Source organism: Streptomyces sp. V4I23, assembly GCF_030817975.1.
Lineage (GTDB): Bacteria > Actinomycetota > Actinomycetes > Streptomycetales > Streptomycetaceae > Streptomyces.
Map to the genome: position 1 here is coordinate 63,456 of NZ_JAUSZW010000004.1, position 13,238 is coordinate 76,693.

Annotated in this window: 12 protein-coding genes and 2 pseudogenes; 7 read left to right on the forward strand and 7 right to left on the reverse strand. The window is 69.0% G+C overall.

Going from position 1 to position 13,238, the window contains the following annotated elements:
* The first annotated feature begins 10 nt into the window (after window positions 1-10).
* Together QFZ82_RS02535 and QFZ82_RS02540 are read left to right on the forward strand one after the other, a co-directional pair.
* The gene (locus tag QFZ82_RS02535) at window positions 11-1,291 is read left to right on the forward strand and encodes a CdaR family transcriptional regulator (RefSeq protein WP_307711532.1); all 1,281 of its coding nucleotides are present in this window, start codon (window positions 11-13) and stop codon (window positions 1,289-1,291) included.
* Between the two features lie 97 nt (window positions 1,292-1,388).
* A complete protein-coding gene (locus QFZ82_RS02540; RefSeq protein ID WP_307711533.1) occupies window positions 1,389-2,966 on the forward strand; it encodes a long-chain fatty acid--CoA ligase in 1,578 nt (525 codons plus the stop codon).
* Between the two features lie 28 nt (window positions 2,967-2,994).
* Here the strand turns inward: QFZ82_RS02540 and QFZ82_RS02545 are convergent.
* A pseudogene (locus QFZ82_RS02545) lies at window positions 2,995-3,249 on the reverse strand (transposase); the annotation flags it as partial.
* 266 nt (window positions 3,250-3,515) lie between these two features.
* On the opposite strand from QFZ82_RS02545, the pseudogene QFZ82_RS02550 reads away from it, so the two are divergent.
* Window positions 3,516-3,611: pseudogene (locus QFZ82_RS02550) on the forward strand (alpha/beta hydrolase); the annotation flags it as partial.
* A gap of 264 nt (window positions 3,612-3,875) precedes the next feature.
* Here the strand turns inward: QFZ82_RS02550 and QFZ82_RS02555 are convergent.
* The 4 genes from QFZ82_RS02555 to QFZ82_RS02570 form a co-directional block, all read right to left on the reverse strand.
* Window positions 3,876-4,280 carry a four-helix bundle copper-binding protein gene (locus tag QFZ82_RS02555; RefSeq protein WP_307711534.1) on the reverse strand — a complete coding sequence of 135 codons (405 nt, stop codon included), beginning with the start codon at window positions 4,278-4,280 and terminating at the stop codon, window positions 3,876-3,878.
* Window positions 4,281-4,535: 255 nt separating this feature from the next.
* Complete coding sequence (locus QFZ82_RS02560) at window positions 4,536-5,120, reverse strand: DUF488 family protein (protein ID WP_307711535.1); 585 nt, start codon at window positions 5,118-5,120, stop codon at window positions 4,536-4,538.
* 63 nt (window positions 5,121-5,183) lie between these two features.
* Window positions 5,184-5,843, reverse strand: coding sequence for a GTP cyclohydrolase I FolE (gene folE, locus QFZ82_RS02565; protein WP_307711536.1), 660 nt, complete (start codon window positions 5,841-5,843; stop codon window positions 5,184-5,186).
* Window position 5,844: 1 nt separating this feature from the next.
* Complete coding sequence (locus QFZ82_RS02570; RefSeq protein ID WP_307711537.1) at window positions 5,845-5,985, reverse strand: hypothetical protein; 141 nt, start codon at window positions 5,983-5,985, stop codon at window positions 5,845-5,847.
* Between the two features lie 123 nt (window positions 5,986-6,108).
* On the opposite strand from QFZ82_RS02570, the gene QFZ82_RS02575 reads away from it, so the two are divergent.
* The 3 genes from QFZ82_RS02575 to QFZ82_RS02585 all read left to right on the forward strand — a co-directional run bounded on the left by QFZ82_RS02575 (window position 6,109) and on the right by QFZ82_RS02585 (window position 9,524).
* Entirely contained in the window at window positions 6,109-6,918 is an 810-nt protein-coding gene (locus QFZ82_RS02575) for a metalloregulator ArsR/SmtB family transcription factor (protein WP_307711538.1), read from the forward strand.
* Between the two features lie 35 nt (window positions 6,919-6,953).
* Window positions 6,954-8,081, forward strand: coding sequence for a transaldolase (tal, locus tag QFZ82_RS02580; protein WP_307711539.1), 1,128 nt, complete (start codon window positions 6,954-6,956; stop codon window positions 8,079-8,081).
* Between the two features lie 192 nt (window positions 8,082-8,273).
* A complete protein-coding gene (locus tag QFZ82_RS02585) occupies window positions 8,274-9,524 on the forward strand; it encodes an NAD(P)/FAD-dependent oxidoreductase (protein ID WP_307711540.1) in 1,251 nt (416 codons plus the stop codon).
* A gap of 643 nt (window positions 9,525-10,167) precedes the next feature.
* Here QFZ82_RS02585 and QFZ82_RS02590 read toward each other — a convergent pair.
* Window positions 10,168-10,761, reverse strand: a complete 594-nt coding sequence (locus tag QFZ82_RS02590; RefSeq protein ID WP_307711541.1) for a DUF4291 domain-containing protein — start codon at window positions 10,759-10,761, stop codon at window positions 10,168-10,170.
* 186 nt (window positions 10,762-10,947) lie between these two features.
* Here QFZ82_RS02590 and QFZ82_RS02595 point away from each other — a divergent pair, with 186 nt between their 5' ends.
* On the forward strand, window positions 10,948-11,388 hold the full coding sequence (locus QFZ82_RS02595) for a DUF6086 family protein (protein ID WP_307711542.1): 441 nt from the start codon (window positions 10,948-10,950) through the stop codon (window positions 11,386-11,388).
* 295 nt (window positions 11,389-11,683) lie between these two features.
* Here the strand turns inward: QFZ82_RS02595 and QFZ82_RS02600 are convergent, their stop codons facing one another.
* Window positions 11,684-12,679, reverse strand: a complete 996-nt coding sequence (locus QFZ82_RS02600; RefSeq protein ID WP_307711543.1) for a hypothetical protein — start codon at window positions 12,677-12,679, stop codon at window positions 11,684-11,686.
* Between the last annotated feature and the right edge of the window lie 559 nt (window positions 12,680-13,238).

Consider the following 13,238-nt stretch of genomic DNA (forward strand, 5'->3'; position numbering starts at 1 on the left):
GATCACCGCCATGGGAACACAGCACACAAGCGCCGGGAAGGACGGCGTCGATCCTGGCGTGCTGCAGGTCGTCGACGCGGTCGAGGCATCGTTCGACCGCGTCGTCACCACCGCCGTGGACGCGATCCGGGCGCAGGTGCCCGCGTACGGAGCGAGTCCGGACGAGCGGCTCCAGGGCGATCTGACCGCGCACGTGCGGGTCGTCTTCCGAGTGCTGCTGACCAGCTTCCGGGAGGGCCGGCCCGCGCGGCGCGGAGATTTCCCGATCACCGCGGTCCAGGCGATGCGCCGCGTCGACCAGGGCGTTTCGCTGTCGGACTTCCTTCAGGCCTTCCGTATCGGGCAGCTCACGCTGTGGGAGAGTGTGCTCGAGGTGGCTCAGGGCGAGCCGCGGACCCGCCGGGCCGCGCTGTCGCTCGTGGGGCACCTCATGCATGTGATCGAGGTGGGCAGCTCGGCTGCCGCGGAGGCGTATCTGGACGCCCAGCAGCATCGGCTCGCCGAGAGCGACCGGGTCCGCCGCGATCTGCTCGAGGACCTCCTCGCCCGCCGCGACCTCTCCCAGGGGCCGAAGCAGGCGATGCTGCGCGCGGCAGGGCTCGAGCCGGGGGCGCGGCTGGTCGTGGCGTCGGCCACGTCGGTCGTGCCGCTGGCCGACGACCGTACGCTGCGCGACGCGGTAGCCGCCATGCGCAGACATGTGTCCGCCGGTGCGCAGGGCCTCCTGGTCGTGCGGCAGGACGAGATCGTCGGCCTCGCGCCGGTGCCGCCCGGCGGGGCGCGGGCGATCGTACACAACCTCGAGCGCGTCATCGCGGAGCTCGACCGCGATGGAGTCCGGCTGGCGCTGGGGATCAGCACGGTTCACACCGGGCCTGTCGAGGTGCCCGAGGCCTATGCCGAGGCCTGCGTCGCCCGGGACGGGCTCGGCGGGGAACCGGGGGTACTCGCGCTGGCCCTGCTGTCGAGCTTCGACTATCTGGTGCTGCGCGACGACGAGACCGTGCGACGGCTGATCCGTCCGGAGGTGCGGCGGTTCGTCGAGGACGACCTCGCGCGGGGCGGCGTACTGATCTCGACGCTGCTCGAGTACACCGCCAGCGATCTCAACGCCAAGACCGCGGCTCATCGACTCCACATGCACGTGAACACCGCGTATTACCGGCTGGAGCGGATCGCCGAACGCACCGGGTGCGACCTTCGGCGTTTCTCCGATGTCCTGGAGCTGGTGATCGCCGTGCGGCTGCTGGGCGTTCACGGCTCCGCAACACCGCTGTCGCAAACTTTGTGAGCCGTCCACGACCCACCTTGTGGTCCAGCCACTAACGGTGATCGCGACCGAGCCGTCACGGTAGGGGCGTTCCCCGAACGCTCACCCGGAGGTCCGGATGCTCAACCTCGCCGTTCTGCTCGAAGACACAGCGCGAGAGGTCCCCGACCGGGTCGCGGTGGTACAGGCCGAGGCACGTCTGTCCTACGCCGAGATCGACGCGGCCGCGAACCAGGTGGCGGGCGGTCTCGTGGCCCGCGGTATCGGGCCGGGAGACCGGGTCGCGCTGAGCTGCCCGAACCTGCCGTACTTCCCGATCGTCTACTACGGGATCCTCAAGGCGGGCGCCACGGTCGTACCCCTGAACATCCTGCTGACCGAACGCGAGATCGCCTGCCATCTCGAGGACTCCGGGGCGAAGGCGTACTTCTGCTTCGAGGGCAGCGACGAACTGCCGATGGGCGGAGCCGGTTTCGCGGCGTTCGAGTCGACTCCGGGATGCGAGCACTTCATCATGATCACCGCGGATCCGACCAGCCGGTCGCCCATCTCCTCGGTGGATTCTCTCGCCGAGTTCCAGCACGGCCGGCCCACGCAATTCGACACGGTGCCGACCAGCGAGACCGACACCGCCGTCGTGCTCTACACGAGCGGCACCACCGGCAGGCCCAAGGGCGCGGAGCTGACCCACAGCAACATGGCGCACAACGCGCTTCTGGCGAACCGGCTGTGCGGCATGAACGAGCGGGACGTCCATCTGATCACCCTGCCGCTCTTCCACTCCTTCGGTCAGACCATGCAGATGAACGCCGGCTTCGCGAGCGGGGCCACGGCGGTGCTGCTGCCGCGGTTCGACGCCGGGCGGGCACTGGAGCTCATGGAGCGCGAGGAGGTCACCTTCTTCGCGGGTGTGCCCACGATGTACTGGGGGCTGTTGAACTGCGAGTCGGCGGACCGGTTCGACGTGAAGCGGATCACGAGCAGTCTGCGGGTGTGCGTCTCCGCCGGTTCGGCACTGCCTCTCGAAGTGCTGAGGGCGTTCGAGGAACGGTTCGGCGTGCCGATCCTCGAGGGATACGGCCTGTCCGAGACGAGTCCGATTGCCACGTTCAACCGCGTCGACCGTGCACGCCGCCCCGGCTCCATCGGGCTGCCGGTGTGGGGCGTCGAGGTGAAGGTCGTCCGTCCGGACGGGTCGGAAGCCGATGCTGAGGAGCCGGGAGAGATCTGCGTCCGCGGCCACAACGTGATGAAGGGATATCTGGGCCGCCCGCAGGCGACCGCCGAGGCGATCGACAAGCAGGGCTGGTTCCGCACCGGCGACATCGGCAAGCGGGACCGGGACGGCTACCTGTTCATCGTGGACCGCAAGAAGGACCTCATCATCCGCGGTGGGTTCAACGTCTACCCGCGCGAGCTCGAAGAGGTCCTGATGACCCACCCCGATGTGAGCCTCGTCGCCGTCGCGGGTGTCCCGCACGAGAGCCACGGCGAGGAGGTCAAGGCCTTCGTCATCCGGCGCCCCGGCGCGACCACCGACGAGGACGAGCTGATCGCGTGGTGCAAGAGGAACATGGCGGGATACAAGTACCCGCGCATCGTGGAGTTCCGCGACTCCATGCCCATGACCAGCACCGGGAAGATCCTCAAGCGTGAGCTGGTCGGGCAGACGGGAGGCGTCGGCACGTCTGACTGAAGACCGCTCCCTTGCCGAACCCGAAGGCGATGTAGACGACCTGCTGGCCGTGCGCGATCAACAGGGCCAGCAGCAGAGCGGAAGCGCGTCCGGAGATGTCCACCGCCCACCGCACTTCTTCCGCACGCTCCCGGGCCGTCTCGATGAGCGTGAGGATCTGCGCTTCGTCGTTGATCACCTTCGTCGAGAACAGCGACTCGCCGTCGGCGCCGGCCGCCACCGCCCAGTGATGCCCTTTGCCGGCGTCGACGCCGACCCATATCCGTGCGTGAGGCGCGCTCAAGCCCGTCCGCTCCGTTCGCTCGCCACCAGTGCCGTCCTGGCCCGAGGAACACTCCGCAGCGGGTCCTTAACCAGCGATGCTTCGCAGCTCTCAATCAGCAGTCGGAGCGTCCCGAAGGACCGGGCGTCCAGTCTCCTGGAGCCATCGCGGGCAACCACAGCATCAGCCACACCCGGTCCTGCCGGACCGCCTCACATTCTTAAGGACCCAGCATGTGGACGCCTACGTCGACTACTACGGGCTCAGCCGGCAGGACGCCGATGACGGTGGAGGACTTCAAGGCCGCCGTCTCCTGCCTCACCACCCGGCCCGAGGTCGACGCCGACCGGGTCGGCCTGCTGGGCGTGTGCGCCTCCGGCGGCTAAATGACGGACACCTCACGGCCGCCGGGATCACGCGGCGGCCGAGAGCGCGGACGATTTCCCGTGGCAGGGGCCTGGCTCGGGGTGGTTCCCTCTGCCCAAGAGCCGTGCCCCCACTCGTGGCTCTGGTCGCGTGCCTCGCGCTCGTGATGGCCCTCTTCCTGTGCGCTGCGGGGGCCTACCTCGTCTGGCAGCGCCAGGCCGCGCACTGCCCCCCGAAGAGCGGGCCGCCGGATCCCACGCCAGCGGCCCATGGATCCCTGCTCAGCCCAGTGCTCGGAGCAGTTCGTTGCATGCCTGTTCACAGGAGCGGCACGCTTCGGCGCACATGCGGCAGTGCTCCATGTCGGAATGGCGGCCGCATTCGTCGGCGCACGCCTTGCAGGCGGTGGCGCACGCCTGCAGGATCGCGCGGGTGATGTTGGCGTCGTAGCCGGTGTGGCGGGACAGGACGGACGCGGTGGTGTTGCAGATGTCGGCGCAGTCCATGTCGGTGCGGATGCACTTGGTGAGGTCGCCCACCATGCCCTCCGACAGGCAGGCGTCCGCACACGCGGTACACGCCTGCGCACAGGCGATGCATTCCTCGATGCAGCGGGTCAGCTTCCCGCGGTCGACGTCGCCGAGGTCGGCCGGGTAGGTGGCGAGCATGTCCTTGACCGTGGTCATTACTGGTTGCCTCCCTTCGCTGACGGAGGCCAGGCGGGCCGGGGCGGCCGCACGTTCGACCCCCGACGCCTGGCGTGTAGCCATCTGCCGGGCATCGCAAACGCACCCGGGGCGCCCCCGTCGGTACGGGGCGCCCCGGGCGCTTGTGGTTCGGGTCAGGGTAGGCGTGGACGCCCGCGTGGCCCTTGCCGCGGCCGGTGATCCACTTGTTGACCGGCGTGGTGATCGCACGGGGGCGCGGGCCATCAATTGCTGTCACGGCGGCCGGGAGCAGGCGTCGTCGTACACAAGAAGGCCGTCGCCACGCAGGCGCACGCCTGGCGTCGGATTGTGCACGGTGAGGCGTCCATCGTGCATCAGGTGGTGGACGAGCACCCCGCGGGCCAGGGCGGCGAAGTCGGCGATCAGGCGCCGGTGGCATCGCCACCACACCGCCTCGCTGCACATCACCGTGGTGCGCTCCTCACCCGCTTGGCGCACGAGGGCGTCCATGGCGGAGATGAACTCCGGGCTGCGTGTATGAGCGGCGTAACCACGGAAGGACTCGTTGCGCCATACCGTGTCCGGAGAGTCCGGCGGCGGTTTGCGGAAACCGCCCAGGCGCGGCTCCCACCGGTAGGCGATGTGCACTTCGGGCATCCACCGGGCCAGCCGTTGCCGTGACAGGTCCGGGTCACGGCGACTGCCGGGAGCGGTCCTGACGTCCACGACGGCGGTGACGCCGGCTTCTCGGAGGAGCTCTGCCAGCGAGGCCCGGTCCGCGGTGCTGTGGCCGAAGGTGATCAGCTCGAGCCGGGGCATCGTGAACCCGTCTGCAGGGTCGGTCCGATCGAGATCCATACAGCGAGTTCAGCAGCTTCCGGCCGGCACGGCGCCGTCCCATGCCGTCCCGCTTGGCTGTGGTCAGTGGGGCAAGCCGGTCAAGGCCAGGAACTCGCTGCGGGATCGTGCATCGCTGCGCAGTACGCCGAGGAGCGCGGAGGTCATCGTCGTCGTCCCGGTGGCCTGGACGCCGCGCAGCGTCATACAGGTGTGTTCGGCCTGGATGACGACGCCGACGCCTTTCGGCTCCAGGTGAGCCTGGAGCCAGTCGGCGACCTGCTTGGTGAGCCGCTCCTGCACCTGAGGACGGCAGGCAAAGTGCTCCAGGACGCGGGCGAGTTTGGACAGGCCCAGGATCCGGTGCCCGGGCAGGTAGCCGATGTGGGCCGTCCCGACGAACGGCAGAAGATGATGCTCACAGACGCTCCGGAGCGGGATGCTCCGGACGAGGACCAGTTCGTCGTAGCCCTCGTCGTTGGGGAAGGTGGTCAGGTCGAACGGGCGAGGGCTGAACAGTTCGGCGTAGGCGCGGGCCATGCGTCCCGGGGTGCCGCGCAGGCTCTCCGAATCGGTGTCGATACCCAGCGCCTGGAGGAACTGCCCCGCTGCGAGTTCGGCGGCCGTCAGATCCACTCCGTCCACGTCGTGGACCACACGCAGCGCAGCAGGCGCCGAAATCGGTTCAGGGGCGGGGCTGCGGCCGGGGGCTATGTGCACGGCGGAGCGGAGGTCCTGGGTCATGTCACTCACCCATCCCGAGAGCACTGCCCGCCCGCCCACCGACGGGCGCGGCGACCGGGTTCGGATCGAACGGCTGCCCGTAGGGGTCCGCGAGGGTGGCGCTGACCGGCTGTTTCCCTTGCTTGTGCAGTTCATCGGGCATGGCGTCCTCCTTCATAGTTTCACCAATCAGTATTGGACTTATTCACGAGGGTGGTCAAGGTTCCAGCGAAGAAACCGAGATCGGTTTAGTTCCGCCCGCACAGATTGGAGTTATCGTGAAGGTATGACCTCAGGCCTGACTCCCGCTTCGCCCCGTCCCCGCACCGCGGCGGGCGTGGAAGCGGTCTCGGTGCTCGCGGATGATGTGCGCCGCACCTTGTACAACTTCACCCGGCTCGCGCACCGGCCCGTGACGCGGGAGGAGGCAGCCTCGAATGCCGGCATCTCCGCCAAGCTGGCCGCCTTCCACCTGGACAAGCTCGTCGCGGCCGGGCTGCTGAACTCCCGCTACGACAATCCGGGAGGCGCCCGCAGGGTCGGCCGCAAGCCCAAGGTGTACGAGCCGGCCGAGACCGACATCCGTATCAGCATCCCCGAGCGTCGGCCCGACGTCCTGGCCGAGATCCTCGTCGACGCGGTCCTCGAACAGGAGCAGGGCGAGGATGCACTGTCATCCGCGCTGCGCACGGCCCGCCGCCGGGGCGAGGAACTGGGAGCGGCGACACGCGCCAGCAGCCGTCCCGGCCGTCTGGGGCCCGAGCGTTCTCTCACGCTTTCCGAGTCCGTCCTGGAGGAGTACGGCTTCGAGCCCGACCGGCAGGCCCCGACCGAGGTGCGGTTGCTGAACTGCCCCTTCCACCCACTGGCCGCCCGGTCGCCTGAGCTGGTGTGCGGGATCAACCACGCCTTCCTCGGCGGCTTCCTCACCGGCCTGAAGGCAGCTGGGATCGACGCGGTCCTCGCCCCTCACCCGGGACGGTGTTGTGTGGAACTGCGCGCTGCGGCCGGCGGTGCGAGCATGCCCGGCCCTGCCACTGGACGGTGTGTGAAGGAGGTCTGCGCCCGGCCCACGGAGGATCCGGGCGCACCGTAGACGGCATCCCGCGAGACGACGCATGGGAGAAGATCATGAGTGAGAACCTGGACCGGCTGGCCGCCGAAGGCGTAGCGGTCTGGCTCGATGATCTGAGCCGGGAGCGGCTTGCCGGTGGCGGGCTGGCCGACCTGGTGCGTGTCCAGCGGCGTGTCCAGCGGGTGGTGGGTATCACCAGCAATCCGACGATCTTCGCCAAGGCGATCCGCTCGGGTGCCCGCTACGACGCACAGGTCGGTGATCTTGCCCGGCGCGGGGTGCGGGTGGAGGAGGCGGTCAGGCTGCTGACGGCGTTCGACGTGCGCTGGGCCTGCGACGTACTGCGACCGGTGTACGAGGCCAGTGACGGGGTGGACGGACGGGTGTCGCTCGAGGTGGACCCGCGCGTCGCTCATGACACGGCGGCGACGATCGCCGAGGCACGGGCCCTGTGGTGGCTGGTGGACCGGCCGAACCTGTTCGTGAAGATCCCCGCCACCGAGCCCAGCCTGGCAGCGATCAGTACCGCGCTCGGCGAGGGCGTCAGCATCAACGTGACGCTGATCTTCTCCCTTGACCGCTACGACCAGGTGCTTCGCGCTTTCCTTGACGGCATGGGCAAGGCCCATGCAGCGGGGCATGATCTGGCATCCATCGCGTCGGTGGCCTCCTTCTTCGTCAGCCGGGTGGACACCGAGGTCGACAGCCGGCTGGACAAGATCGGCACGCCGGAGGCGCTGGCTTTGCGCGGACGGGCCGCGATCGCCAACGCGCGCCTGGCCTACCAGCGCTTCGAGCAGGCCACCGCATCCCAGGAGTGGCAAGCGCTGGCCACGGCCGGGATGCGCCCCCAGCGCCCGCTGTGGGCCTCCACCGGGGTGAAGGATCCCGCCTATGAGGACACCCGCTACGTCGATGAACTGGTGGCGCCCGGGGTGGTCAACACCATGCCGGAGCAGACCCTGCGCGCCGTCGCGGACCACGGCCGCATCCGGGGCGACACCATTCACGGCACCTATGCGGCATCCCAGCAGGTACTCGACGACTTGGAGGCTGTCGGAGTGTCCTACGACGACGTGGTGCGTGTGCTGGAGGACGAGGGCATCGCCGAGTTCACCGCCTCCGGCAACGAGCTGTTCGAGCAACTGGAGGCCGAACTGCACCCCAGGCGCACCGCCGCCTGATGCAGCCGCCCGCCGACGAACCGTCCCAGCGCCACGGTCTCCGGCCACGACCGAGCGGCGGACACACCGGGGAACAAATGAACCGCTGACAGCGCAGGGCTGTCGACGACGATGGCCTGGCCACGTACGACGTCAGCAGGGAGCGGATCGCCATCCGCCTGCGGGCCGAGCCGACGCAGCAGAGGAGAGAGCATGGCCGCGAACACAGCATTCGTCATCGTCGGAGCCAGCCTGGCCGGTGCGAAGGCAGCACAGACCCTCCGGGAAGAGAGCTTCGACGGCCCCGTAGTGCTGCTCGGAGAGGAAAGCGAGCACCCCTACGAACGCCCGCCGCTGTCGAAAGGCTATCTGCTGGGCAAGGACGAGCGTGACACCGTCTATGTCCATCCTCCCCAGTGGTATGCCGAGCACGACGTCGACCTGCGCCTGGGCGCCACGGTCACGGCGATCGCCCCGGACCGGCACGAGGTGACGCTCGCTGACGGCAGTCGCATCGGTTACGAGAAGCTGCTCCTGACCACCGGCTCCTCGCCGCGTCGCCTGACCGTGCCCGGAGCCGACCTCGACGGAGTGCTCTATCTGCGCCGGCTCGCCGACAGCGACCGCATCAAGGAATCCTTTGAGTCCGCATCCCGCATCGCGGTGATCGGTGCCGGCTGGATCGGTCTGGAGACAGCGGCTGCCGCCCGCGCGGCCGGCGTGGAGGTCACCGTGCTGCAGAGGTCGGAGCTGCCGCTGCTGCGCGTGCTGGGCCGCGAGGTATCCCAGATCTTCGCCGACCTGCACAACGATCATGGGGTGGACCTGCGCTTCGGTGTCCAGGTCGCCGAGATCACCGGTGCCGGCGGCCGGGCGAACGGCGTGCTGCTGGCCGACGGCAGCCGCATCACTGCCGACGCGGTCATCGTCGGGGTCGGCATCACCCCCAACACCCAGCTCGCCGACGCTGCCGGCCTGGAGGTCGACAACGGCATCCGCGTTGACGCCCGCCTGCGCACCTCGCACCCCGACATCTACGCCGCCGGGGACGTCGCCAACGCCTTCCACCCACTGCTCGGCCAGCACATCCGTGTCGAGCACTGGGCCAACGCCGTCAACCAGCCGCAAGCCGCGGCCAAGGCGATGCTCGGCCAGGACGTGGCATACGACCGCGTTCCGTACTTCTTCACCGACCAGTACGACCTGGGCATGGAGTACACCGGCTACGTCGAACCCGGCGGCTACGACCAGGTGGTCTTCCGCGGCCGGAGGGACACCCGCGAGTTCATCGCCTTCTGGCTCGCCGAGGGCCGTGTCCTGGCCGGAATGAACGTCAACGTCTGGGACGTCACTGACCCGATCCGGGCCCTTGTGACCTCCGGGCGCCCGGTCGACGCGACGAGGCTCGCCGACTCCGATGTCCCGCTGAGCGACCTTCTCGACCGCCCCGACTCGGCTGGGTGACCGCCGGGAGAAGGCATGCAGGCGACAGCCACGCCTCCCGCCTGCGGCCACACCTGTTCGCCGCCGTGATCGATCCCGTCCGCGGCGGCCCCTTCTCCAGCCCGACGCGCCGTACACCGCAAGCCGCCGCTATCTGCCCGGCACCAATTGCTGGAGACGCCTCTTCAACCGCATTTTCGGTGAGCTCTACCACCGCCTACAGAAACGCGAACTTTTCGAAGAACACACCACGTTCCCAGCACCGCCTGAGCTCGCAGTCCGCGCGGCTTGACCGGCAGCAACTCGCCCATCCAGCCTGGCAGTTGGGGGTCCTCGCGCCCGGCCTCGGCGATCGACACCAGAGCCGCCCACGACGCATCCGCGATGGCCCGGGGCGACCCGTTGCAAACTCGGCATACAGACGACGGCCCAGGTGGAGCGTGACTTGGCACAGGGCTCCGTTGCCCTCCGCCACGCGCGCCACAGCGGACCCCGGGACGTGAGGCGGCTCTCCGCTGAGGCGGATGGTCGCAGCCGCGGCTCCGCATGTCCGTCCGTGGATGACGAGAAGCCGACTGCGGCAGCTCCCGCAGGTCGGGGATGTGATTGTAGAGGGTGCCCGGGCCCGCCCCGAGAAGCTTGGATCTCAAATTGGCACCCCTGCTCATCGGTGAAGGTGCGCCAGGAGTCCGTCGCGCACGGGATAGGGGTGTTCTGGGGGGAGGAGTCGCCGGGCAGCATCCAGATCACCCCCCTGCATGTGAGCGTGGATCTTCTGCGCGAGGGCGGTGATGTCGGTGATGGAGGCCGTCCACTCATCCGCGTAGCGATGTGCGGCTTCACCTGCGAGGCCGAGCTGCAGCGAGCGGTAGGGAAGCGGCTGCAAGTGCAGATCGCGCTCGGGGTCCCATTGAACGCGGGCCGGGGCCCGCTTCAACTGACGCTTCCAGGTCGCCCGGTCTGGGTGCAGCCCAGGCTCGTAGTGGGCCAGACAGGCATGCTCCAGCGCCCATTCGAAGCCTTCGCGCGTCATCTCGACGGCAAGGACGGTTTCCTGGCCTTCCTTGGCGCCCCAGCCGCAGCGATACATCATCCAGAGGAACGACGGCTTGATCCACGTCATCCGGTCCCGCTTCCAGGCCGCTGGAAAGCGGCCCTCTCGGGCCGCGGGTAGGCCGACCTCGGGTGTGTACGCCTGGTAGACGGTGATGGTGGAGGCCGTATGGATCGCGCGGATCTGGTACTTGAGTTCTGCCACGGTGACCAGCGTGGGGGTGCGGCTTGCTGCGTGCCATCGAATTACCGGGGCACTCGACCGGCCGGTCCTTCGCTAGCAGATGAGTGTGGCGTCGGCACTGCTTAGCCGCAGCCCTCATCTGTCATCGGCGTCTGGCCAGGACGTAACACCGACGACAGCGACGATCCGCCTGGATAAGGTGCCACGATGAGCCAGTACTTCGACCTCGGCGACGAGACCCTGTGGAACCCCTCCAATGGAGCTTCCCGTATGTTCCAGCGCCAAGTAGCGGTCTTCGAGTCGGAGCTGGAACTTCCCTCGGGCATCGGGCCGATGGAGAACGACGAGTGCCAGATCCACCCGGCAACCTTCAAGACCTTCGTCAACGCCCTGCTGGCACAGCACCGAAGAACGAGCCACGCCATCATCCTCGCGCTCTCCGAAGACTTCGTCGCCATAGTTCTTGTTCTTGCAGAGCGCGCCGGGATCGGAGTGGACTGGGCGGAGCTCGGAGCCACCCCGGAAGCCCAGCTCGAAGACGTGCAGGTTTCCGCCGTCACAGGTATGTCGACCCCGGCGGAAGGCGGAGCCTGGGGTGCGGGCCTGCGCGACAAAGCACGGGAGCTGGGGCAGCGTATGCCCCGCTGACCGGAGCAACCGCGTAAACGACGAACCGAGCACACCCCTCGCCCCTGCAGCCCGCCACAAGGAGCGGCTTCTGACCTTGAGTTCAACCTTCAGATGGCTCGGCGTTCCAGCGAAACCACGCCCGGCCCTGGTGTATGTCCAGGAGAAACCCGTCAACGGGCCCTGAGGGTGACAGCAGGGTCAGCGCGTCCTCGATACGGTCGTACGCGTCGTCGAACTCCTCCGCCCTCCACGATCTCGTGTACCTCGTCGATCCACGGCATGCCCTGTCGAGAGTCCGGATGGTGTGGGACGGTCAGGACGACGAGTGGTTCGGTGACTGCGACGAGTCGCGGATACCCGCCCCGTCGCCAAGGCCCTGCTCCGCGCAGCGCCGCACGTACAACGTGGTCAGCGCGGTGTGGGTGAACGGCAGCGTCAGCAGCGCGCACAGCGGCAACGCGACGGCTGAGGGCGCCAGTTGGGCCGCCGTAAATGCGAGGTAGGTGTTGCCCGAGCTGACCGACATCGCAAGGGCGTGCGCCGCACCGTCCGCCGGCTCCATCGTGTACCGCAAAGCCACGTACGCGCCGACCGTCAACGCCGCGAGCGCGGTGACGCAGACGGTGGTGCGCCACCACGCGCCGCGTACCAGCGTCCAGGAGCGGTGCAACGCGGCAGTTGTGCCCAGGCCATCGAGGGCCGCGGCGGCCGGGGCGAGGGCGAAGCCGACGCGCAGCGCCACTACGGCGGGCACCAGCAGCGCGAGCAGGACGTACCCCAGTACCGGCTCAGCCGCGGGCAGCGCCACGTCGGCCAGCGACCACAACAGCACCCCCGTGAGGGCCGGCCCGCCCAGCAGCACCCCGCGGCAGGCCTGAACCGCCGCGGCCCGTCCCGCCTGCCGCCGCGCTCGCCGCCACAGCTCACCCACCTCGACGGGCTGGACATGAGTGACAGCCAGGGAGTGCGCCGTGTGCAGCACGCCGAACGCGAACGCGGCAAGGCCCAGCAGTACGAGCAGGGCGCCGGCCGCGACCAGCAGCAGCACCTCGGTGTCCGGCACGTACGAGTCCTCCTGCCGCCTGGCCAGCTCGGCGCCCCGCTGCATCTCGACGAACGCGGGCCAGGCAGCGGCGAAGGCCAGCAGCAGCACGCCGGTACCGGCCAGCGTGGCCCAGGCGGTGCCGCGGAGCGTCAACCTGTAGGCCGGGCCGCAACGTTGGGCGAAGGTGCGCAGTACCCCAGGGGCTCCGGGGTCGGGTGGTGGGGCTTCCCCGCTGTCAGCCGGTTCCCCCGTGGTCGCCGTCATCTGGGTGCCTCCCTGGCGTCTCTGGTGCGGGCGGCCACTATCCCGCAAACGGCCGCTCACCTCAAAGGCTCGGTCGGCACAGGGAGGCCCCACGCTCCCTCGTGAGGACGGCGGGGGCAGCGGCGTCACCCCACCTGCCGCCGAGCCTGTGGGTCCGGCGCGCCGGAGTTCCGGTGGTGACAGCCGGGCGGTCTCCCCTCGGCCGAGTGGCCTTTCGGGCATGGGATGCCTGAGTCCGCCGATCTCCCGCACCCAGGAATCGGCACGCTCGGTGGTGTCGCCGGTGTGGAGAGAGACGTCGAAGGCTGGAGCGCGTCACGTAGCTCACGTTTCAGTCGCCGTTTGAGCAACCGGCGCGCGGTGATCCGTTGAACCCGGTAACCGGCGACCCACCGTTGAGCCGGCGAGTGAGCGAGGTTCGCACATGCCCAGGCCCCTTCCGCACAGCGCCCTGCGCCGCCACGTGACCGCCGGCCGCCTCCCAGCAGGCCGACCCGGCCGAGCTCCCTCTCAGCAACTCGCGCACTGATCGGTCGATCCCATGGACTACTGCGTTCCT

What these genes read in the sequence shown, in the direction of transcription:
- QFZ82_RS02535 (WP_307711532.1), top strand. Translation starts at nt 11, where the DNA reads ATGGGAACACAGCACACAAGCGCCGGGAAGGACGGCGTCGATCCTGGC.
- QFZ82_RS02540 (WP_307711533.1), top strand. Translation starts at nt 1,389, where the DNA reads ATGCTCAACCTCGCCGTTCTGCTCGAAGACACAGCGCGAGAGGTCCCC.
- QFZ82_RS02555 (WP_307711534.1), bottom strand. Translation starts at nt 4,280, where the DNA reads ATGACCACGGTCAAGGACATGCTCGCCACCTACCCGGCCGACCTCGGC.
- QFZ82_RS02560 (WP_307711535.1), bottom strand. Translation starts at nt 5,120, where the DNA reads ATGGATCTCGATCGGACCGACCCTGCAGACGGGTTCACGATGCCCCGG.
- folE (WP_307711536.1), bottom strand. Translation starts at nt 5,843, where the DNA reads ATGACCCAGGACCTCCGCTCCGCCGTGCACATAGCCCCCGGCCGCAGC.
- QFZ82_RS02570 (WP_307711537.1), bottom strand. Translation starts at nt 5,985, where the DNA reads ATGCCCGATGAACTGCACAAGCAAGGGAAACAGCCGGTCAGCGCCACC.
- QFZ82_RS02575 (WP_307711538.1), top strand. Translation starts at nt 6,109, where the DNA reads ATGACCTCAGGCCTGACTCCCGCTTCGCCCCGTCCCCGCACCGCGGCG.
- tal (WP_307711539.1), top strand. Translation starts at nt 6,954, where the DNA reads ATGAGTGAGAACCTGGACCGGCTGGCCGCCGAAGGCGTAGCGGTCTGG.
- QFZ82_RS02585 (WP_307711540.1), top strand. Translation starts at nt 8,274, where the DNA reads ATGGCCGCGAACACAGCATTCGTCATCGTCGGAGCCAGCCTGGCCGGT.
- QFZ82_RS02595 (WP_307711542.1), top strand. Translation starts at nt 10,948, where the DNA reads ATGAGCCAGTACTTCGACCTCGGCGACGAGACCCTGTGGAACCCCTCC.
- QFZ82_RS02600 (WP_307711543.1), bottom strand. Translation starts at nt 12,679, where the DNA reads ATGACGGCGACCACGGGGGAACCGGCTGACAGCGGGGAAGCCCCACCA.